Source organism: Brevundimonas sp. AVps23W, assembly GCF_058681395.1.
Map to the genome: position 1 here is coordinate 791,745 of NZ_CM178738.1, position 18,356 is coordinate 810,100.

An 18,356-nucleotide genomic window follows, 5' to 3' on the forward strand; every position below is an offset into this window, starting at 1 on the left:
CTTGCTCACTAGCACTTCTCACGCCTCGCCACTCGCCACTCGCCACGCGCCACTCGGTTCAGCCATGACCCGCATTATCTCCCCTGAAGCCGAGACGGGCGAAGCCTTCGACCGCGCCCTGCGGCCCCAGACCCTGTCCGAGTTCGTCGGTCAGTCGCAGGCCAAGGGCAATTTGAAGGTCTTTATCGATGCGGCGCGGGGGCGGGCCGAGGCGCTGGACCATGTGTTGCTGTTCGGACCGCCCGGACTGGGCAAAACCACTCTGGCGCAGATCGTGGCGCGCGAGCTGGGCGTGGGGTTCCGGGCCACATCCGGTCCGATCCTGGCCAAGGCGGGGGATCTGGCGGCGATCCTGACCAATCTGGAGCCCCGCGACGTCCTGTTCATCGACGAGATCCACCGGCTGAGCCCCAACGTCGAGGAGATCCTGTATCCGGCCATGGAGGACCATGTGCTGGATCTGATCATCGGCGAGGGGCCGTCGGCGCGTTCGGTGCGGATCGATCTGGCGCCCTTCACCCTGGTGGGGGCCACGACCCGGGCGGGCCTGCTGGCCACGCCGCTGCGGGACCGGTTCGGCATTCCCCTGCGGCTGGAGTTCTACAGCCCCGACGAACTGACGGCGGTGGTGCGGGGCACGGCGCGAAAGATGGGCGCGGCGATCGACGAGGCCGGGGCGCGCGAGATCGCGTCGCGGGCGCGCGGCACGCCCCGGATCGCCGGACGGCTGTTGCGCCGGGTGCGCGACTTCGCATCGGCCGACGGCGCCGAGACCATCTCGAAACTGGTCGCGGCCAAGGCCCTGGCCCGGCTGGAGGTAGACGAGGCCGGACTGGACAGTCTGGACCGCCGTTTCCTGAAGGCCCTGATCGAAAACTATGGCGGCGGGCCTGTGGGTATGGACACCCTGGCGGCCGCCATCGCCGAGGCGCGCGACGCGGTCGAGGACGTGATCGAACCCTATCTGCTGCAACAGGGCTTCATCATGCGCACCCCGCGCGGCCGCATGGCCTGCGCCAAGGCCTATGCCCACCTGGGTCTCAGCGCGCCGCCCCCGCCCGCCGCCGGACCCGTCCCGGGCGACCTGTTCGAATGAAGATCGCGTTCGATCCGGGCAAGGATGCGAGCAATCGGGAGAAACATGGTCTGTCTCTGGCCGCTGCCGAGCAGGGGGACTGGACAGCCGCCTTCGTCGCCCTGGACAACCGTCGGGACTACGGCGAGTTTCGGTGGTATGCTTATCTGCCGATCAATGATCGGGTTCACGTCGCCGTATACACCGAACGAGACGATGTGATCTGGATGATCAGTCTCAGGCGGGCCAACCCCCGCGAGGTCAGAAAGTATGACGAACTCCGCACCGTTTGATCCTGTCGATGACGACAACCCCGAGCTGACCGACGCCGACATCGCGCGCATGCGTCCGGCGCGGGAGGTCCTGTCTTCGGAAGCCTATGCTCGCCTGACCGGGGGGAGCGACGTGGGGCTGAGCGAGGTGGGCCTGAAGCTGCCCGCCGCAACCATTCGCGCCTTCGCCGAAGAAGGTGAGGACTGGCGCGAGCGGATGGCCGATGCGCTGACGGAAGCGGCGCGCAAGAAGCACGCGGCCTGATCGGGGCCTGATCTACGATAGGCGGTTGCCAAGCGGGGCCGGCGGGGGTTTGCTGTCGCCGAACCGGAGCCGTTTCATGATCCTGCGCACCCTGGCCGTTCTTGCGGTCGTCTCCGGCCTGACGGCCTTTGCCCCGCCCGCTAAGGCTTCGGCCCCGGTGTTCACCGACACGCCCTGTCCGGCGGACTGGCCGACGGGCGTGCGCGAGGTGCGGTGCGGAACCCTGACGGTGGACGAGGCGCGCGACGGATCGACCGATCGGCGCATCGGTGTCGCCGTGGTGATCCTGAAAGCCAGCCAACCCTACAAGGACGCCTCGGGCCGGTTCCTGCCGCCGGTGGTGATGTTCCACGGCGGACCGGGCGGGGCGCTGACGCCCGGCGCTGGTCGCCTGCTGGGCGCTTTGTCGCGCCGGCCGGACCTGACGGCAGTCGATCAGGACGTGATCCTGTTCGACCAGAGGGGCGGCGGCCGCAGCGATCCGTCGATGGATTGTCCGGGGGTTGAACTGACCGACGCCGGCCCGCCGACGGACAAGGATCGCGACGGCCTGATCGCCTGTCTGAAATCCTATCAGGCCCAGGGCGTGGATCTGCGCTGGTACAACGCCGCCGCCATCGCCGATGATGTGCGCGACCTGGCCCAGGCCCTGGGGCTGGAGAAGATCGACCTGCGCGGCGGCTCCTACGGTCCGCGGATCGAGGCGGCCGTGATCACCCACCAGCCGCAGATCGTCCGCGCCGCCGTGATGGACAGCCCCTGGCCGCCCGAAGGCAACTGGGCCGTCGGCACGCCCGAGCAGGTGTCCACGGCCGTGCGGCTGATCCTGAGCAAATGCGCTGCGCAACCGGCTTGCGCCGCGCGCCATCCCGAGATCCAGTCCCGGTTCGAGGCTGAGGCGCGCAAATGGCTGGCTGGACCGGTCACGGGCAAGGACGGCCGCACCTTCACCGTCGACGACCTGTCCGCCTTCCTGATGGACACCACCTACAGCGGCCAGGGCGTGCGCAGCCTGCCCGCCGACCTGGACCGGATCATCGCCGGCGACCTGACGCCGGTGGCCGAGGTCGCGGAAAATCGGACCTATTATTCCGAAGGCCAGCACATGGCTCACCTGTGCAAGGAAGAACTGCCGTTCGAGTCCAAGGCGCGGCTGGCGGCGGGAGCCGAGGGCGATCCGGTGGCCCAGGTGCTGGTCCCGTCGCTGGCGCGCCTGTTCGATGTCTGCGCAGCCGTCGATGTGGGCGCGGCCGATCCGGTCGAGAATCTGCCCGTCCAGACCGACATCCCCACCTTGTTCGTCGCCGCCGAGATCGATCCGGGCTGTCCGCCGCACCTCACCGAGGCCGCAGCCAAGGGCTATGCGAACAGCCAGGTGGTGATCGTCACCAACGCCACCCACGGCGTGATCGACGCCAGCCCCTGTACGCGGCGGATGGCGCGCGACTTCCTGCGCGATCCGTCGGCGCCGGTGGACCGCAGCTGTCTGCCGGCCGCCGACACGCCGCTGGACTTCATAGAGGACGCCGCTGCGACCTGATCATGCAGAGGCGAAGGCTTCTTCCCCTATCCCCGGTTGCGGCCATCGCGGGCCTGTTCATCCTTGTCATCTGGGTCGGAGCGGGCGTCTGGATGATGGCTTATCGGGAACGGATCGCGCCGCCCGAGGCGCCTTTGCAGCGGATCGCTCGCCAGACCCGAGAGCAGTTGGGGGCAGGGGCGGAACTGCGGTACGCGGAACTGGGCGAGAAGCGCGCCGCCTGCGGCTATGTCGGGCGCGCGCGCGGCGGCCCTGCGGTAGGCTTCGTCTCCCTGCCCAATCGGATCCTGTTCAGCGACGATCCCCTGCCGATGGAGTTCCGTGAAATGCGCGAACGCTATTGCCCCGGCTTCCTGACCACCCCGCCGACGCGCTAGACTGGGGTCATGACCGATCTGCCTACAGCCGGCCGCTTCGACGGACGCGACCACCTGTTGCCGGTGCGCGTCTATTACGAGGACACGGATTTCACCGGCCTAGTCTATCACGCCAACTATGTCCGCTATTTCGAGCGGGGGCGGTCGGACTTCCTGCGGGCCATCGGCATCGGCCATGTCGATCTGCTGGAGCAGGACGAGCCTCTGGCCTTCGTCGTGTCCGAACTGAACATCCGCTACCTGAAGCCCGCGCGGATCGACGACGCCCTGGTGGTGCGCACCATTTACGAGCAGGTGAAGGGCGTGCGGCTGATCATCCGCCAGACGGTGGAACGGGCCGGAGAAGTGCTGTGCCGGGCCGATGTGACGGCCGTCTGCATCCATCTGGACGGCCGCCCGCGCCGGCCGTCGAAGCGGCTGGTCGAGAAGGTGACGCCCTGGCTGGCGAAAGGCGACGCCGCCGACTAGGATCGGGCGAACTCGGGGGAGGGGAAGACCATGCAAAACGAGGGAATGACCGCCAGCGCGGTCATCGTGACCTTCCTACTGCTTGTCCTTGTGATCGGCGGCGGCCTGGCCGGCTGTCCCTATTACAAGGTCTGGGAACGCAAGATGGCGGGCCAGGCCGAGCTGCAATATCAGCAGGGCGCGCGTCAGGCCCTGATCGCCCAGGCGGCGGCTGAGGACGAGGCGGCGATCAAGCGGGCCGAGGCGGCGACGCGCCGGGTGCTGGGCTGGACCGACGCGGCCAAGCGCGGCTGCGAGGCCCTGGGCCGACCCGGCGATCGCGCCTGCGAGGAACAGCTGGTTCGCGACGCCGCCACCTATTCCATCGCCAAGGAAGGCCATGAGGGCGTGATCATCAGCCTCGGCGCGCCGGTCTCCGTCGCGGTCGATCCGAACCGCCGTCCGGCGTCGGAGTGAGCTTGATGCGTCGTCGTCCATCGTCATGACGGCATGATCACCGGTCAGATCGACGTCGCCGTCCGGGCCGGCGCTGTGGTGACGATTCTGCTGCTGGCGTGGCTGCTAATGCGTCAACGACGGCGGATCGGCATGCCCACCGTCCTGTTCGCGCCGATGGCCCTGTGCCTCTCCGGTTTCGTCATCGGCAATACGCCCCTGACCGGACTGAAGCCGGATGGTCTCGTCGGCGCCGTCGCGAATTCGGTGAGCGGTTTCACAGTCATTTTCCTGTGGTGGTTCTGTCTTTCGTGTTTCGATAGTCGGGTCAGGCTGAGGGGGGGCGTTCTCGGCGTCGGTTTGGTCTGGGGACTCATCGCCGCGCTGGATCGTGGACTGTTCGGAGATGCGCTGGCGGAAAAGCCATGGTCCCTGCTGCTCGTGCCGCTGGGGTTCGCCATCGTAGGCCATCTGGTCTGGCGCCTTTTGGCCGAACGCCAGGGCGACCTGATCCAACGGCGTCATGATGCACGGATCATGGTCGCGGTCCTTTTGGGCGGGATGCTGTTCGTCGATCTGGCGGTGGATGTTCTGTTCGGCTTTGCGTGGCGCCCGCTCGGCTTCGCCATGACCCAGAACTTGGGGATCCTCGCGTTCAGCCTCTGGCTAACCGGAACGCTGGTGACCGTGCGGTCCGAGGCGCTGACCTTCGGCGCCGCCGAGCAAGGCGCCTCGGTGGCGCCGCCGGCGCGATCAGGTCGCGACCACGATGACGAATTGCATCGTCGCTTGTCCGCTTTGATGGAAACGGAGCGGGTCTTTCTCGATCCCGAACTGACATTTTCGGCGTTCGTCGCGCGGATGGGTGCGCCGGAACGCACTGTGAGAATTCTGGTCAACCGGGAGCTGGGACACGATCACTTCCGCAGCTTCCTGAACCACTACCGGGTTGCGGAAGCCTGTCGATTGTTGAGCGAGCAGGGGCGAATTGACGACAAGCTGGTCGCCATCGCCTTGGACAGCGGATTCGCTTCTCTGGCCAGCTTCAACCGGGCGTTCCGGGCGGTCCAAGGATGCGCGCCCAGTCAGTATCGAGCCGTCGCCCGGCAGGTCAAACCTGGCCCCGCATCGGATGACGGCCGGTTTTGAGAAGCGAAAAGCCCGGTTCTGAGGAGACGCATCGCCCCTCCGCCGATAGCAATCGCCCCGTCAATGGGATGAGGTTGGACGCGTGAACGGATTGATCGGTTTGGGGGGCGTTCTGGCGCTTCTGCTCGTGCTGGGAACAGGGATCGGATTGATCGATCGCACACGCTTTTCATGGCGTTGGCTACTGGTCGCGGCGCTGCTGGTGGCGGTCAACGACGCGCTTCTTACGGGCCTTTACGGTCTGCTGCCGGATGTGATCGGCGGGGCGTGGAACTGGCAGGGCAAGCTTCTCGCACTGGCCGCCACCCTGGCGATCGCCGCATCGCCTGCGTTCGGGTGGCGTCGCAGCGGTTTCTCCTTCTCCCAAACGCCGGGCAGCTTGAAGGCCGCTTTGCCGGTCGCCGCCCTCTATTGCGCCTTCTTCGTCGTCATCGCCGTGGCCTTTTCTGGAGGGCCCTCCACGGGCGAGGACATTGCCTTCCAACTGACCATGCCCGGCCTGGAGGAGGAACCCTTCTACCGCGGCATCCTCTTGTTCGCCTTGTGTCACGCGTTTACCGGCACAAAGCGCTTCCTTGGCGTCGACTGGAGCTGGGGAGCCATTCTGTCGTGTCTTTTGTTCGGAATGGCGCATGCCTTCGGCTTTTCGCACGGAGAGTTCTCCTTCGATCCCATGACGATGGCGCTGACGGCTCTGCCAGCGTTCATCGCCGTCTGGCTGCGTCTGCGGACGGGAAGCCTGTTGCTGCCCATTCTTCTGCACAATTTCGGTAATGCGTTCTCGTTGATCGTCTAGTTTTCCCCTGTTTGGCGGGGCTGTCGGGATGGGAATAATCTCATGTTAACCCTTATGACGCGCCTGTCAGATGACGAGCGGTCGGGCTGGCGCTAAACGGAGCTGCCGCCACACAATGGTCACGTCCGCTCGGTCGAAGAGAACGTGAACGAACCCGATTCCGCCCGGAGCGCCTGAATGACTACGCCCGTCGACGCCTCGATGATGAACCCTGTCGAGCTGTTCCTGACCGCCGACTGGGTGGTGAAGACGGTGATGATCGGCCTGGCGGCGGCGTCGCTGTGGTCCTGGACCATCATCATCGACAAGGCCTTCCGCTTCACGGCTCTGAACAAACAGGCCGACGACTTCGAAAAGGCGGTCCAGTCGGGCCGGTCGCTGGAGGACGTGGCGACCCAGGCCGGGCCGGCGCCGGAACACGCCCTGCCGCGTATGCTGGTCATCGCCCTGTCCGACTGGCGCGAAGCGCGTCAGCGCGGGGCGCTGAACGACCACCAGGGCGACCTGCTGATGACCCGCATCGACCGGGCGCTGAACAGCCTGATCTCGCGTGAAGGCCAGCGGATCGAGAACGGTCTGGGCGTGCTGTCGGTCGTGGCGACCGCCTCGCCCTTCATCGGCCTGTTCGGCACGGTCTGGGGCATCATGAACGCCTTCGGGCGCATCGCGGCGGCGGGCAACACCAATCTGACCACTGTGGCGCCGGCCATCGCCGAGGCCCTGTTCGCCACGGCCATCGGCCTGGCGGCGGCCATCCCGGCCTATATCGCCTACAACAAGTTCTCGATCGACGCGGGCAAGTTCACCGGCCGACTGGAGGCCTTCGCCGACGATCTTCAGGCGGCCGTGGCGCGGCGCCTGGGCAGTTCGGCGACGCCGCCGGCGCCGACGCCGACCTCGGGTCTCAACCTCAAGCGGGGCGTCTGAGTCATGGCGCTGGGCGGCGGTGCGAGCGGCGGCGGGTCGCGTCGCGGGCGGCGGGGGCGCAGAGGCCCCCTGACCGAGATCAATGTCACGCCCCTGGTGGACGTGATGCTGGTGCTGTTGATCATCTTCATGATCTCGGCGCCCCTTCTGACTGTGGGCGTTCCCATCGAGCCGCCCAAGACCGACGCCAGCGCGGTCGATACCGACAACGAACCCCTGTCGGTCAGCATCGACCAGCAGGGCGCCATCTTCATCGGCGAGAGCGAGACGGCCTTCGACGATCTGGCCATGCGCCTGCTGACCGAGGCGGGTGGATCGGACAAGGCGGCCGAGCGTCCGGTCTTCGTGCGGGCCGACGGCCGGGCCCCCTATCAGGCGGTGGCGCGGGTGATGGCGCGGCTGTCGGTCTCGGGCTTCACCAAGCTGAACCTGATCACCGACACGGCGCCGGAGGCCTGATCGCTTGCGTCGTCCCAGCCCTGCCATTCTGGGATCCATCGCCCTGCACGCGGGTGTGGTCGCGCTCGCCTTCGTTTCGTTTTCACACAAGGCGGACGAGCCCAAGCCGCTGGTGAATTCCGTGCCGGTGTCCATCGTCTCGGAGACGGTGATCGAGGCGGCGGCCGCCGACAATCCCCAGCCGGAACCCTCGCCCGACGACGCCGCGACCGCGCCGGTCAGCGCGCCGGAAACGCCGACGCCGCCGGTCCCGCAGCCTACGCCGCCACCGCCGACCCCGACGTCCGCGCCGCCGCGTCCGACCCCACGGCCGACGCCGACGCCGCCGCGACCCACGCCGCCCCGGCCGGCGCCGCCCACCCCGGAAAAGGCGCGTCCGACCCCGCCCCGTCCGACCCCGCCGACCCCCGCCCGGCCCGCGCCAAAGCGGGATGAGCCCAGCCTGGATCTGGACGCCCTGGCGGGACCGACGCGCAACACCAACCAACGCGGGCGCCCGGCGACGGGCCAGCAGGGCTCGGGCAGCGCCTCCCAGGCGACCGGGCCGCAGGTGACGGCCATCTTCAACCAGGTCTATCCGAACTGGGTCCTGCCTTGTGACATCCCCGGCGCAGACCAGCTTCGTATTCAGGTGGAGCTGACGCTGTCGGCGGACGGGCGGATCACCCGAGGGCCGACACTGATCAATCCGCAGTCGTCTTCGGTCTATCGCGCCGCCGCCGACGGCGCCCTGCGCGCCCTGCGCCAGACCGCGCCGTTCGACGTGCCTCAAGGCTTCCCCGGCGGGGCCTATCGGCCGACCTTCAACACGGAACGGGCCTGCCGTAATCGGTAGGCTGAATTTAGCGCGTTGCGATTAGGTGGAGGGCCTTGCGTCCGCCCGCGACGGCGTCGGGCGAAAGACGGCGGTCAAGGGTGGCCAGACGTCCGCCCTTTGCGACGGCCAAGGCCAGCAAATAGGTGTCGGTCAGTTGGCCCGACGTCAGCAGGCGCGAAGGATCGATCAGCGGGTCATTGAGCAGGCTGAGGTCGTCAGGCCAAAATATATGACCCCGCTGTCCAATCAGGCTGTGCAACGCCGGCAGCACGAGATGCGGCGCTCCGGCCGAGTTGGAATACTTGGGATGGCTGACGATTCGCAGCGCGCCGTTTTCCGTCAGCGGACATGTGGCCCAGCCGGTGCTATGTTCGCGTGCGAACCAGTCGTGAGCCGCCAGATGCTGCGTGTGGGCCGGATCGATCAGGGCGATCAACACGCTGACATCCAGCAAGGCGATCACGGCAGTTCATCTCTAAGAGCGTTGACATGTTCGGTTGTCACCACAGCGCCGGGTCGGAGCGGCAATAGCCTTATGCCGTTGCGAAAAGCGGGCGCCGCCGGATCGGCTTGGGCGATGGACCGCCTCGCCAATTCGGAAATTACCGCACCGATCGGCCGCCGTTGATGGACCGCGATAGCCCTTGCGGCGTTTAGGACATCGTCGTCGATGGCGAGGGTGGTGCGCATCCTTCTAATATAGTGCATCACGCATCACGCATCAACGTGATCGTGTCGTCCTGAAAGTCGCCCCATTCGCCTTGAAGCTGGCGAATGTCACACGACCCGGCGATAAGGGGCGGCGATCCTTCGAGATTTACGGGAGCAATCTATGCGTCTGAACCTTCTTCTGGCCTCGGCCGCCGCCTTGGCGATGACCGTGTCTTCGGCCCAGACCCAGGCCCAGACCCAGGCCCAGACCGCCCCGGCGCAAGCGGGGCAACCGGTCGAGGTCGAGATCGATCAAGGCGTGCTGAAGCCCCTTCAGATCGCCATCGTCCCCTTCACCGGCGATCACGGGCGGGAAATCTCCGACGTGGTCGGCGGCAATCTGCGGCGTTCGGGCTTCTTCGAACCCCTGGACCCGGCCGGCTTTATCGAGACCGGGCTGACCCTGGCGAATGCGCCCAACTTCCCGCAGTGGACCCAGATCGGGGCTCAGGCGGTGCTTTATGGGGCGGTGACGCCGCGGGCGGATAACCGGCTGGACGTGGGATTCCGCCTGTATGATCCCTACCGTCAGTGCCAGCTGGTCAGCTATCAGTTCACCGCCACCCAGGAGCAGTGGCGCCGGATCGCGCACAAGATCTCGGACGTCATCTATCAGCGGATGACCGGCGAGGCCGGCTTCTTCGATTCCCGCGTCCTGTTCGTCTCAGAAGAAGGCACGCAGCTGAACCGGATCAACCGCCTGACCATCGCCGACCAGGACGGGTTCAACCCCACCTATCTGACCCAGGGCGACGAGGTGATCATGTCGCCGCGTTTCTCGATCTCGAAGCCGGACGAGATCACCTATGTGGCGCTGGGCAAGGATTACAGCCGGATCTATCTGCGCAATCTGACGACCGGTCGCACCGAAAGCCTGGGCGAGTTCGACGGCCAGGTGCTGGCGCCGCGCTTCTCGAACGACGGCAACAAGATCGCCTTCTCCATCATCCGGGGCGGCAATACCGACATCTATGTGATGGACCTGCGCAGCCGGCAGCTGTCGCGCCTGACCTCGGATCCGGGCATCGACACCTCGCCGTCCTTTAGCCCCGACGGCAGCCAGATCGTGTTCAACTCGGACCGGTCCGGCACGGCGCGTCTGTATGTGATGCGGGCCGACGGCTCGGGCCAGCGGCCGATTTCGCGCGGCGGCGGCGTCTATACGGCCCCGTCCTGGAGCCCGACCGGCAATCTGATCGCCTTCACCAAACAGGGCGGCGGCCGGTTCTCGACCGGGGTGATGAACGCCGACGGATCGGGCGAGCGTATCCTGTCGTCCAGCTATTTTGAGGAGGGGCCGAACTGGGCCCCCAACGGCCGCTATGTGATGTTCGCCCGCCAGACGCGGGGCGGCGACACGCGGCTGTGGACCGTGGACCTGTCAGGACGTGTCGTGGCCCAGGCGGGCTACAACGGCCGGGGCACAGACCCTGCCTGGTCGCCGCTGCTGGACGCGCCGCCGTCGAACATCGGCCTGGGCCAGGGGGCGGACAGCTGCCCGAGCTGACCGGGGCGCGGTCAACAAGCCGTTATTCCCCCTGTCATATGAAAACGATAACCGTCACAATATACGGCCATGCTTGAGGCCGCCGTCCTCAACCCGATTGTTTCAGGAGACGACCCAATGAAGACTTCCCGCATCATCACCCTGGCCATGGTCGGTTGCGCCGTTGCCGCCATGGCCGCCTGCGCCCGCAAGCCGGTGGAAAGCGTCGTGCCGACGACCCCGACCGCCCCGACCGGTCCCGCCTATCCGACCGCGCCGACCGGCCCGGTCTCGGGTGGCAACATGGGCGCCGCCGCGCCGGGTTCCGAGCAGGACTTCGTCGTCAACGTCGGCGACCGGATCTATTTCGACCTGGACTCCTATGACGTCCGTCCCGAAGCCATGCCGCGCCTGGACGCCCAGGCCCAGTGGCTGGCGCGCTATCCGCAGGTCACGGTCCGTATCGAAGGTAACGCCGACGAACGCGGCACCCGCGAGTACAACCTGGCTCTGGGCGCCCGCCGCGCCGAGGCAGTGCGCACCTATCTGATCAATCGCGGCGTGCCGGCCGGCCGCATCGACACCATCAGCTACGGCAAGGAACGTCCGATCGCCGAGGGCTCCAGCGAGGACAGCTGGGCGCGTAACCGCAACGCCCACACCGCCATCGTCTCGGGCGCCCCGCGCTAAGACGAACGACAGGCTGAACGAAGGGAGGCGTCGGCGAAAGCCGGCGCCTCTTTTCTTTTGCGCCCCATGTCCTCAAGGTGGCGGCTGGTTCAGTCGGGGGATTGGCGTTTGGATATCGAAGGGGCCGGTGGGGCGATCACCGGGGGATTGGTTGCGGGGGCGATTGAAAAGCCGACCGGCCATGCGGGCGAGGCCGGACACGGGCTCTGCTCCGACTGCGGCGCGCCGACCAGCGGCAATTTCTGCGCTAACTGCGGCCAGCCCACCCACGTCCACCGCACCCTGCTCCACCTGGGCGAAGAACTGCTTCACGGCGTCATGCACTTTGACGCCCGCATCTGGCGGACCCTGCCGCTATTGGCCTTCAATCCCGGCCGGCTGACGCGGGAATGGGTCGAGGGCAAGCGGACGCGATACGTCTCGCCGCTGGCGATTTTCCTGTTCACCCTGTTCGTCATGTTCTTCGCGCTGAGCTTCATGCCCCAGCACGAGGCGCCGGCCGTGCTGGCCGACGACATTCAGGAGCAGCGGCAGGAGTTGGCCGAGGCCGAACGGGCCCTGGCCGAGGTACGGGCCGAGGCGGCCACAGAGCCGTCCGGCATGGCTCGTATCGGCATCGAAGGCGCTCAGGCGCTGGTGACTCAAAAACAGGCCGAACTGGCGCGGCTGGAAACCGAGCAGCGCGAAGGCCGTGCCGACGGACTGAAGCCGGGCAGTTGGCAGGCCAGCATCAAGGACATCGCGTCGGGCGACAAGGCGTCAGGCGGCTCGACCAAGTTGAAGGTCATGGGCAAGGAGGCTGACGAGAACGATCACGGCTTCGGTGCGACCTTATTGAAGAAGCTGCAGAATCCGGATCTGGCGGTCTATAAGCTGCAACAGACGATGTACAAGTTCGCCTTCCTGCTTGTGCCGTTCTCGATCCCTTTCCTGGCGCTTCTGTTCCTGTGGCGACGAGGCTTCACCCTGTATGATCACGGGGTGTTCGTCCTGTACTCGTTGACCTTTATGGCCCTGCTGCTGATGGCCATGGTGTTGGCCGGCACGATCAACAGCACCCTGGGCGCATGGGTCAGCGGGCTCGGATTGCTGGCCATGCCCGTCCATGTCTTCGCCCAACTGAAGGGGGCTTACAGCCTGTCGATCTTTTCGACGCTGTGGCGGACGATCTTGCTGCTGTTCTTCTGCAACATCGTGGTGGTTCTGTTCATCATGTCGATCCTCTATCTGGGCCTCGGGCACTGACTGCGCCTTGCGGCGGCCCCAAATCGGTGGAACCTAGCGACCCATGATGCTCAAGCTCTCGTTCATGCGCTCCCGCGCCTTCGCCGCCACCGCCGTCGGTCTGGTCCTGATCGCCGGGGGCGCTGTCGCCCAACAGGCGGCGCCCAATATCATGCAGCCGATCGAATGGGACAAACGTCGCCTCGAGCAGCTGGACCGCAATGTCCGGCGGCTGGAGCGGGCGCTGACCCAGCGTAATGCTGCGGGCGAGCCGGTGCTGGTGGAGCCCGATCCCGAGGTGGTCACGCTTCAGGGGCAGTTCGGGCTGATGAACCAGCGGCTGGAGGATCTTGAGGCCACGGTGCGCCGGATCAACGGCGACAACGAGCGGCTGACCTTCCAACTGGACGAGGCCCAGCGCGACAGCGCCGCTCTGCGTACCCGACTTCTGGACGCCGAAGCCCGGATCGAGAAGCTGGAGACGGCGGCCGAGCTGAACGCCCCCATCGAAGCCAATTCGCCGACCGGCGACGCGGTTCAGGATCTGGCCGCCGCTGTGCGCCTGATGGGCAGCGACCGGCCGCGCGGCGCGCGGGCGCTGGAGACCCTGGTCGTCACCTGGCCCGACACGCCCCAGGCGCGCGAGGCCAATTCGCGCCTGGGCGACGTCCGCGTGTCCTCGAACGACAAGGCAGGCGCCGTGCCCTTCTACGCCGCCGCGCTGAAGGACTGGCCGCGCATCGGCTGGGCCGCCGACACCACGCTGAAACTGGCCGACGCCCTGTTCGCCACTGATCGCAAGACACAGGGCTGCGCGGCCCTGGGCGAATTCACGCGTCGTTACGCCCCTGCCGCCTCCGACCCGCAGAAGGCCCGTGCGGCCCAGATGAAGACCGCCAACGGGTGCAGCTGACGCCTGACGGCGCTGCAAACGACGCGGGTCTGACGGCCCGGGTCTTTGCTGGGCTGGATCGACGGCTGAGACGGGATGACGACCGCCCGGTCGCTCTCGCCCTGTCCGGCGGCGGCGATTCCATGGCCTTGTTGAGGCTGGCGGCCGCCTGGGCGGGCGAACGCGGGCGGCCCCTGTTGGCCCTGACTGTCGATCATGGACTGAACCCCTCAAGCGCGGACTGGACCCGGTTCGCCGGCGCTGCGGCGCGCGCTGTAGGCGCCGATTGGCGAGCGCTGGCCTGGGATGGTGAAAAGCCGACGACGGGTCTCACGGCGGCGGCGCGCGCGGCGCGGCACCGGCTGATCGCGGAGGCGGCGCGCGCGGCCGGCGCGCGGGTCATCCTGTTCGCCCATACGGCCGATGACGTCGCCGAGGCCGAGCTGATGCGGGCCGAGGGTTCGACCCTGGGACGGGTGCGGGAATGGTCGCCGTCGCCGGTCTGGCCGCAGGGACGGGGGCTGATGCTGCTGCGGCCCCTGCTGGATGAGCGCCGCGAGACCTTGCGGGCCTGGCTGGATGAGCAGGGTGCGGAGTGGATCGAAGACCCGGCCAACGCCGATCCGCGCTTTGGCCGCAGCCGCGCGCGACAGGCGCTGGCGGGAACGACGCCGGAGAGGCGTGTCGGCGACGCGGCGGGCGCGCAAGGCAGCGGTGTCAGCACCGGAGTCTCGGTGACCGCTGACGGGATCGCCCATGTGGCGCGCGATGTCGGAGCCAGGGCGCTGGCGGCGGCCCTCGTTTGCATCGGGGGAGGGGAGACGCCGCCGCGCGGAGATCGGCTGGCGAGGCTGATGCAACGACTGCGGATGGGCGAAGATTTTGCGGCGACCCTTTGCGGAACGCGGATCGAGGCGAGTGGCGCGGCGGCGGTGCTGATGCGAGAGGCCGGGGAAATTGTGCGCCGTCCGCCGGCGCCTCTGGTTCTGGCGTCCGGCACTGAAGCGGTATGGGACGGGCGGTTCGTCTTCGTGGCGCGGACGCCGGGCTGGTCCGTCGTTCCGGCGCGGGGGCGTCTGTCTGATCTGTTGGCGGTGGACCGGACGGTGATCGGCGCGCTGCCGGTCGGGACGCGGGGCGCATTTCCGGTCCTGATCCGGGACGCAGAAGCGGGACCGGTTCTTGCAAACCCGCAGATCGAACGGCGCGAACTGGTCTCTGAACGGGTCAGGCTGGCGCTGGACGAAACGACGCATGAAGACGATCTGAATGCGACGCCATAGCGTAATGCGGCGGAAGCGCCTATTTTCCGTGACAGACAATCCAGACCGTCGGTCCAGTTGGAGCCGGCGGACGACCGAGGACCTCAATGAACCTGCGTAATCTGGCGATCACGGGCGTCATCATCCTGGCCCTGCTTGCGGCCTATGCCGCCGTATCGCAAGGCGGAGCCATGACCGGCATGGCGGCCCAGGGCCCCGGCGCCGCCCGGCCCGAGACCATCACCTATTCCCAGCTGGTGCAGCGGGTCGAGGCTGGAGACATCAAGGAAGCCACCGTGCGCGGCGACCAGGTGACCGGCGTCTACAAGAACGAAGGACGCTTCACCGCCACCACCCCTTATCCGAATGAGCAGCTGGTCAATTCCATGCTGGCCGCCGGCGTCAACGTGGACGCCAAGACCACGCGCCAGTCGATCTGGATGAGCCTGCTGATGGGGATTCTGCCCATCGCGCTTCTGGTCGGGGTGTGGATCTTCTTCATGCGCCAGATGCAGGGCGGGGCGCGCGGGGCCATGGGCTTCGGCAAGTCCAAGGCCAAACTGCTGACCGAGCACAAGGGGCGCAAGACCTTCGACGACGTCGCCGGCGTGGACGAGGCCAAGGACGAACTGCAGGAGGTCGTCGACTTCCTGAAGGATCCGGGCAAGTTCCAGCGCCTGGGCGGCAAGATCCCCAAGGGCGCCCTGCTGGTCGGCCCTCCCGGCACCGGCAAGACCCTGCTGGCCCGCGCCGTCGCGGGTGAAGCCGGCGTCCCCTTCTTCTCGATCTCGGGTTCGGACTTCGTCGAGATGTTCGTCGGCGTCGGCGCCAGCCGCGTGCGCGATATGTTCGAACAGGCCAAGAAGAACGCCCCCTGCATCATCTTCATCGATGAGATCGACGCCGTCGGTCGTCATCGCGGCGCCGGCCTGGGCGGCGGCAACGATGAGCGCGAACAGACGCTGAACCAGCTGCTGGTCGAGATGGACGGGTTCGAAGCTTCCGAGAACATCATCCTGATCGCCGCCACCAACCGTCCCGACGTGCTGGACCCGGCCCTGCTGCGTCCCGGCCGGTTCGACCGCCAGGTGGTGGTGCCGAACCCCGACGTCTCGGGTCGCGAGCGTATCCTGCGCGTCCACATGAAGGACGTGCCCCTGGCCGCCGACGTCAACGTCAAGACCATCGCGCGCGGCACGCCCGGCTTCTCGGGCGCCGACCTGGCCAATCTGGTCAATGAGGCGGCCCTGACGGCGGCCCGCAAGGACCGTCGCATGGTCACGCACCGCGACTTCGAAGACGCCAAGGACAAGGTGCTGATGGGCTCGGAGCGTCGTTCGATGGCGATGAACGAGGAAGAGAAGCGCCTGACCGCCTATCACGAGGCCGGTCACGCCATCGTCGCCATGAACGTCAAGATGGCCGACCCGGTGCACAAGGCGACCATCGTCCCGCGCGGTCGGGCCCTGGGCATGGTGATGCAGCTGCCGGAAGGCGACCGCTATTCGATGAAGTACCAGCAGATGATCGACCGGATCGCCATCATGGCCGGCGGTCGGGTGGCTGAGGAGCTGATCTTCGGCAAGGAGAACATCACCTCGGGCGCGTCGTCGGACATCGAACAGGCGACCAAGCTGGCCCGCGCCATGGTCACGCGCTGGGGCTTCTCCGAGAAGCTGGGCACGGTGGCTTACGGCGACAACCAGGAAGAGGTCTTCCTGGGCCACTCGGTCGCGCGCAGCCAGAACGTCTCGGAAGAGACCGCCCGCACCATCGACGAGGAAGTCCGTCGTCTGGTCGCCTCGGGCTGGGACGAGGCCCGGAAGATCCTGACCGACAAGGCCGATCACCACGAGAAGCTGTCCCAGGCCCTGCTGGAATACGAGACCCTGTCCGGCGAAGAGATCAAGGACCTGCTGGAGAAGGGCGTCGCCCCCAACCGCGACGAAAACAACTTCCCCAACGCCGGGCCTTCCGTCTCGGTGCCGGTGACGCCGGTGACGCCGGTGTCGGACGGGACGGACATCGAGGTGCCGGTCGCCGCCCCGGCTGCGACGAGCGTGCCGACGGTTCACTGAGACGGGGCGAGGTCTGAAAGCAAAAACCCGCCGGGAGAGCGATCTCCCGGCGGGTTTTTCTTTTGGGGTCGCTCGGTCGCCGGGCGACGCGCTCCTCTCAGGCCGCGATTACGGCGAACAAGTTTGCATTATAGACCAGTCTATGGGATGCTCCCTTATCCACGAAGGGGAGGGTCTCATGTCGGCGTCTGAAAACGATAGGTCCGAGCGTCTTCACGGGCTCGACGCGCTGCGGGGCGGCGCCCTGCTGCTGGGCGTGGTGCTTCACGGCGCCATGTCCTTCTTTCCGACCCAGATCTGGATCGTCGCCGACGATCAGCGCTCGGTCTGGGCCAGCGGGCTGTTCTTCGTCATCCACCTGTTCCGCATGGCGACCTTCTTCCTGATCGCCGGCCTGTTCGCCCATGCGCTGGTTCAGCGGCGCGGCCTGTGGGGCTTCGTCGTCAACCGACTGATCCGGATCGCGGGACCGCTGGTGGTTTTCTGGCCGCTGACCATGGCCGGCATCATCGCTGTGGCGATCTGGATCGGTGTACGTATGAACCTGACGGCCGCGGATGCGCCGCCGCCGCCGGCCTTCACCATAGCCAGCTTCCCGTTGACGCACCTGTGGTTCCTGTGGGTGCTGCTGATCTTCTACGCCGGGTTGGCGGGGCTGCGCCTGCTGTCCACGGTCCTGGACCGGTCGGGGGGCTGGGGGCCGACGGCGGACCGAGTCACAGCGGGTCTGGTTTGGCCGTGGGGGCCGTTCGTACTGGGGGCGCCGCTGGCTCTGGCCCTGTGGCTTCATCCGAACTGGATCGCCTTCTTCGGCGTGCCGACGCCGGACGCCGGTCTGATCCCTAACACGCCCGCCCTGGTCGGTTTCGGTCTGGCCTTCGGCTTCGGCGCGCTGCTGGACCGTCGCCGCGACCTGCTGGAGCGGATCAGAGGGTGGGCCCCCGCCTATTTGGTCCTAGCGATCGGCGCGGGCGCAGCGGCGATGACCGCAGCGGGCGGGCCGACGCCGCAGCTGACGCCGTTGACCGACCCGCAGACCAAGGCCCTTGCGGCCGCCGCCTTCGGCGTGGGGGTGTACGCCTCGGTCTTCGCCGTCGTCGGTTTGGCCCTGACCTTCTTCTCGGGACACAGTCCTGTAAGGCGCTATGTCGCCGACGCTTCATACTGGATCTACATCGTCCATCTGCCGCTGGTGATGGCCGCACAGGTCTGGGTTCAGCATCTGGCCTGGCCCTGGCCGGTCAAGCTCGCGCTGGTCGTCGGCGGGGTGCTGGCCGTCTCGCTGGCCAGCTATGAACTTCTGATCCGCCATAGCTTCATGGGCCGCTGGCTGAACGGCCGCCGGGTTCCATGGCGACGCAGCCCCGCCTCCGCCCTGTCTCCCGCCGAATAGCTTGCCAACCCCGGCCGCCGCGTCCATCCGAGGGGCGCGC

20 protein-coding genes are annotated in these 18,356 nt (G+C 67.1%); 19 read left to right on the top strand and 1 reads right to left on the bottom strand.

Translation table 11 applies throughout. The annotated features are described in order from the left end of the window. Window positions 1–64 precede the first annotated feature (64 nt). From ruvB to ACW177_RS03930, 12 genes are all read left to right on the top strand, one after another. Window positions 65–1,096 (top strand): Holliday junction branch migration DNA helicase RuvB, encoded by a 1,032-nt coding sequence (gene ruvB, locus ACW177_RS03875; protein WP_492027331.1) that lies wholly within the window; start codon window positions 65–67, stop codon window positions 1,094–1,096. Next, entirely contained in the window at window positions 1,093–1,368 is a 276-nt protein-coding gene (locus tag ACW177_RS03880; protein ID WP_492027332.1) for a BrnT family toxin, read from the top strand. Before ruvB ends, ACW177_RS03880 begins: the two co-directional genes overlap by 4 nt. After that, on the top strand, window positions 1,346–1,612 hold the full coding sequence (locus tag ACW177_RS03885; RefSeq protein ID WP_492027333.1) for a BrnA antitoxin family protein: 267 nt from the start codon (window positions 1,346–1,348) through the stop codon (window positions 1,610–1,612). The genes ACW177_RS03880 and ACW177_RS03885 overlap by 23 nt, the downstream gene beginning before the upstream one ends. A 76-nt stretch (window positions 1,613–1,688) precedes the next feature. Further along, window positions 1,689–3,152: an alpha/beta hydrolase gene (locus ACW177_RS03890; protein WP_492027334.1), complete on the top strand. Its 1,464-nt coding sequence runs from the start codon at window positions 1,689–1,691 to the stop codon at window positions 3,150–3,152. 92 nt (window positions 3,153–3,244) lie between these two features. Next, window positions 3,245–3,529: a hypothetical protein gene (locus ACW177_RS03895; RefSeq protein WP_492027335.1), complete on the top strand. Its 285-nt coding sequence runs from the start codon at window positions 3,245–3,247 to the stop codon at window positions 3,527–3,529. Between the two features lie 9 nt (window positions 3,530–3,538). Further along, entirely contained in the window at window positions 3,539–3,997 is a 459-nt protein-coding gene (ybgC, locus tag ACW177_RS03900) for a tol-pal system-associated acyl-CoA thioesterase (protein WP_492027336.1), read from the top strand. 45 nt (window positions 3,998–4,042) lie between these two features. Beyond that, on the top strand, window positions 4,043–4,453 hold the full coding sequence (locus ACW177_RS03905; RefSeq protein ID WP_492027337.1) for a hypothetical protein: 411 nt from the start codon (window positions 4,043–4,045) through the stop codon (window positions 4,451–4,453). A gap of 33 nt (window positions 4,454–4,486) precedes the next feature. Beyond that, the gene (locus ACW177_RS03910; protein ID WP_492027338.1) at window positions 4,487–5,581 is read left to right on the top strand and encodes a helix-turn-helix domain-containing protein; all 1,095 of its coding nucleotides are present in this window, start codon (window positions 4,487–4,489) and stop codon (window positions 5,579–5,581) included. An 82-nt stretch (window positions 5,582–5,663) separates the two neighbouring features. Next, window positions 5,664–6,377 (top strand): CPBP family intramembrane glutamic endopeptidase, BDIM_20840 family, encoded by a 714-nt coding sequence (locus tag ACW177_RS03915; protein WP_492027339.1) that lies wholly within the window; start codon window positions 5,664–5,666, stop codon window positions 6,375–6,377. 177 nt (window positions 6,378–6,554) lie between these two features. After that, a complete protein-coding gene (tolQ, locus tag ACW177_RS03920) occupies window positions 6,555–7,304 on the top strand; it encodes a protein TolQ (RefSeq protein ID WP_492027340.1) in 750 nt (249 codons plus the stop codon). Between the two features lie 3 nt (window positions 7,305–7,307). Then, window positions 7,308–7,763, top strand: coding sequence for an ExbD/TolR family protein (locus tag ACW177_RS03925; protein ID WP_492027341.1), 456 nt, complete (start codon window positions 7,308–7,310; stop codon window positions 7,761–7,763). Between the two features lie 4 nt (window positions 7,764–7,767). Beyond that, window positions 7,768–8,598 carry a hypothetical protein gene (locus tag ACW177_RS03930; RefSeq protein WP_492027342.1) on the top strand — a complete coding sequence of 277 codons (831 nt, stop codon included), beginning with the start codon at window positions 7,768–7,770 and terminating at the stop codon, window positions 8,596–8,598. 7 nt (window positions 8,599–8,605) lie between these two features. Here ACW177_RS03930 and ACW177_RS03935 read toward each other — a convergent pair whose 3' ends face one another. Next, window positions 8,606–9,043, bottom strand: coding sequence for a TA system VapC family ribonuclease toxin (locus ACW177_RS03935; RefSeq protein ID WP_492027343.1), 438 nt, complete (start codon window positions 9,041–9,043; stop codon window positions 8,606–8,608). Between the two features lie 369 nt (window positions 9,044–9,412). Between ACW177_RS03935 and tolB the strand changes: the two genes are divergently transcribed. The 7 genes from tolB (at window position 9,413) to ACW177_RS03970 (ending at window position 18,316) form a co-directional block, all read left to right on the top strand. Continuing rightward, window positions 9,413–10,798: a Tol-Pal system beta propeller repeat protein TolB gene (gene tolB, locus ACW177_RS03940; RefSeq protein ID WP_492027344.1), complete on the top strand. Its 1,386-nt coding sequence runs from the start codon at window positions 9,413–9,415 to the stop codon at window positions 10,796–10,798. A 117-nt stretch (window positions 10,799–10,915) separates the two neighbouring features. Further along, window positions 10,916–11,467: a peptidoglycan-associated lipoprotein Pal gene (gene pal / locus ACW177_RS03945; RefSeq protein WP_492027345.1), complete on the top strand. Its 552-nt coding sequence runs from the start codon at window positions 10,916–10,918 to the stop codon at window positions 11,465–11,467. Window positions 11,468–11,575: 108 nt separating this feature from the next. Next, the gene (locus ACW177_RS03950) at window positions 11,576–12,712 is read left to right on the top strand and encodes a DUF3667 domain-containing protein (protein WP_492027346.1); all 1,137 of its coding nucleotides are present in this window, start codon (window positions 11,576–11,578) and stop codon (window positions 12,710–12,712) included. Between the two features lie 64 nt (window positions 12,713–12,776). Beyond that, window positions 12,777–13,604: a tol-pal system protein gene (locus ACW177_RS03955; RefSeq protein WP_492027347.1), complete on the top strand. Its 828-nt coding sequence runs from the start codon at window positions 12,777–12,779 to the stop codon at window positions 13,602–13,604. Beyond that, entirely contained in the window at window positions 13,595–14,866 is a 1,272-nt protein-coding gene (gene tilS, locus ACW177_RS03960; protein WP_492027348.1) for a tRNA lysidine(34) synthetase TilS, read from the top strand. Before ACW177_RS03955 ends, tilS begins: the two co-directional genes overlap by 10 nt. Window positions 14,867–14,952: 86 nt before the next feature. Beyond that, window positions 14,953–16,923 carry an ATP-dependent zinc metalloprotease FtsH gene (gene ftsH, locus ACW177_RS03965; protein WP_492027349.1) on the top strand — a complete coding sequence of 657 codons (1,971 nt, stop codon included), beginning with the start codon at window positions 14,953–14,955 and terminating at the stop codon, window positions 16,921–16,923. A 178-nt stretch (window positions 16,924–17,101) separates the two neighbouring features. Continuing rightward, the gene (locus tag ACW177_RS03970) at window positions 17,102–18,316 is read left to right on the top strand and encodes an acyltransferase family protein (protein ID WP_492027350.1); all 1,215 of its coding nucleotides are present in this window, start codon (window positions 17,102–17,104) and stop codon (window positions 18,314–18,316) included. Window positions 18,317–18,356 lie beyond the last annotated feature (40 nt).

Bases quoted from the DNA above. Each gene is read 5' to 3' on its own strand.
- ruvB (WP_492027331.1), top strand. From the start codon at position 65: ATGACCCGCATTATCTCCCCTGAAGCCGAGACGGGCGAAGCCTTCGAC.
- ACW177_RS03880 (WP_492027332.1), top strand. From the start codon at position 1,093: ATGAAGATCGCGTTCGATCCGGGCAAGGATGCGAGCAATCGGGAGAAA.
- ACW177_RS03885 (WP_492027333.1), top strand. From the start codon at position 1,346: ATGACGAACTCCGCACCGTTTGATCCTGTCGATGACGACAACCCCGAG.
- ACW177_RS03890 (WP_492027334.1), top strand. From the start codon at position 1,689: ATGATCCTGCGCACCCTGGCCGTTCTTGCGGTCGTCTCCGGCCTGACG.
- ACW177_RS03895 (WP_492027335.1), top strand. From the start codon at position 3,245: ATGATGGCTTATCGGGAACGGATCGCGCCGCCCGAGGCGCCTTTGCAG.
- ybgC (WP_492027336.1), top strand. From the start codon at position 3,539: ATGACCGATCTGCCTACAGCCGGCCGCTTCGACGGACGCGACCACCTG.
- ACW177_RS03905 (WP_492027337.1), top strand. From the start codon at position 4,043: ATGACCGCCAGCGCGGTCATCGTGACCTTCCTACTGCTTGTCCTTGTG.
- ACW177_RS03910 (WP_492027338.1), top strand. From the start codon at position 4,487: ATGATCACCGGTCAGATCGACGTCGCCGTCCGGGCCGGCGCTGTGGTG.
- tolQ (WP_492027340.1), top strand. From the start codon at position 6,555: ATGACTACGCCCGTCGACGCCTCGATGATGAACCCTGTCGAGCTGTTC.
- ACW177_RS03925 (WP_492027341.1), top strand. From the start codon at position 7,308: ATGGCGCTGGGCGGCGGTGCGAGCGGCGGCGGGTCGCGTCGCGGGCGG.
- tolB (WP_492027344.1), top strand. From the start codon at position 9,413: ATGCGTCTGAACCTTCTTCTGGCCTCGGCCGCCGCCTTGGCGATGACC.
- pal (WP_492027345.1), top strand. From the start codon at position 10,916: ATGAAGACTTCCCGCATCATCACCCTGGCCATGGTCGGTTGCGCCGTT.
- ACW177_RS03955 (WP_492027347.1), top strand. From the start codon at position 12,777: ATGCGCTCCCGCGCCTTCGCCGCCACCGCCGTCGGTCTGGTCCTGATC.
- ftsH (WP_492027349.1), top strand. From the start codon at position 14,953: ATGAACCTGCGTAATCTGGCGATCACGGGCGTCATCATCCTGGCCCTG.
- ACW177_RS03970 (WP_492027350.1), top strand. From the start codon at position 17,102: ATGTCGGCGTCTGAAAACGATAGGTCCGAGCGTCTTCACGGGCTCGAC.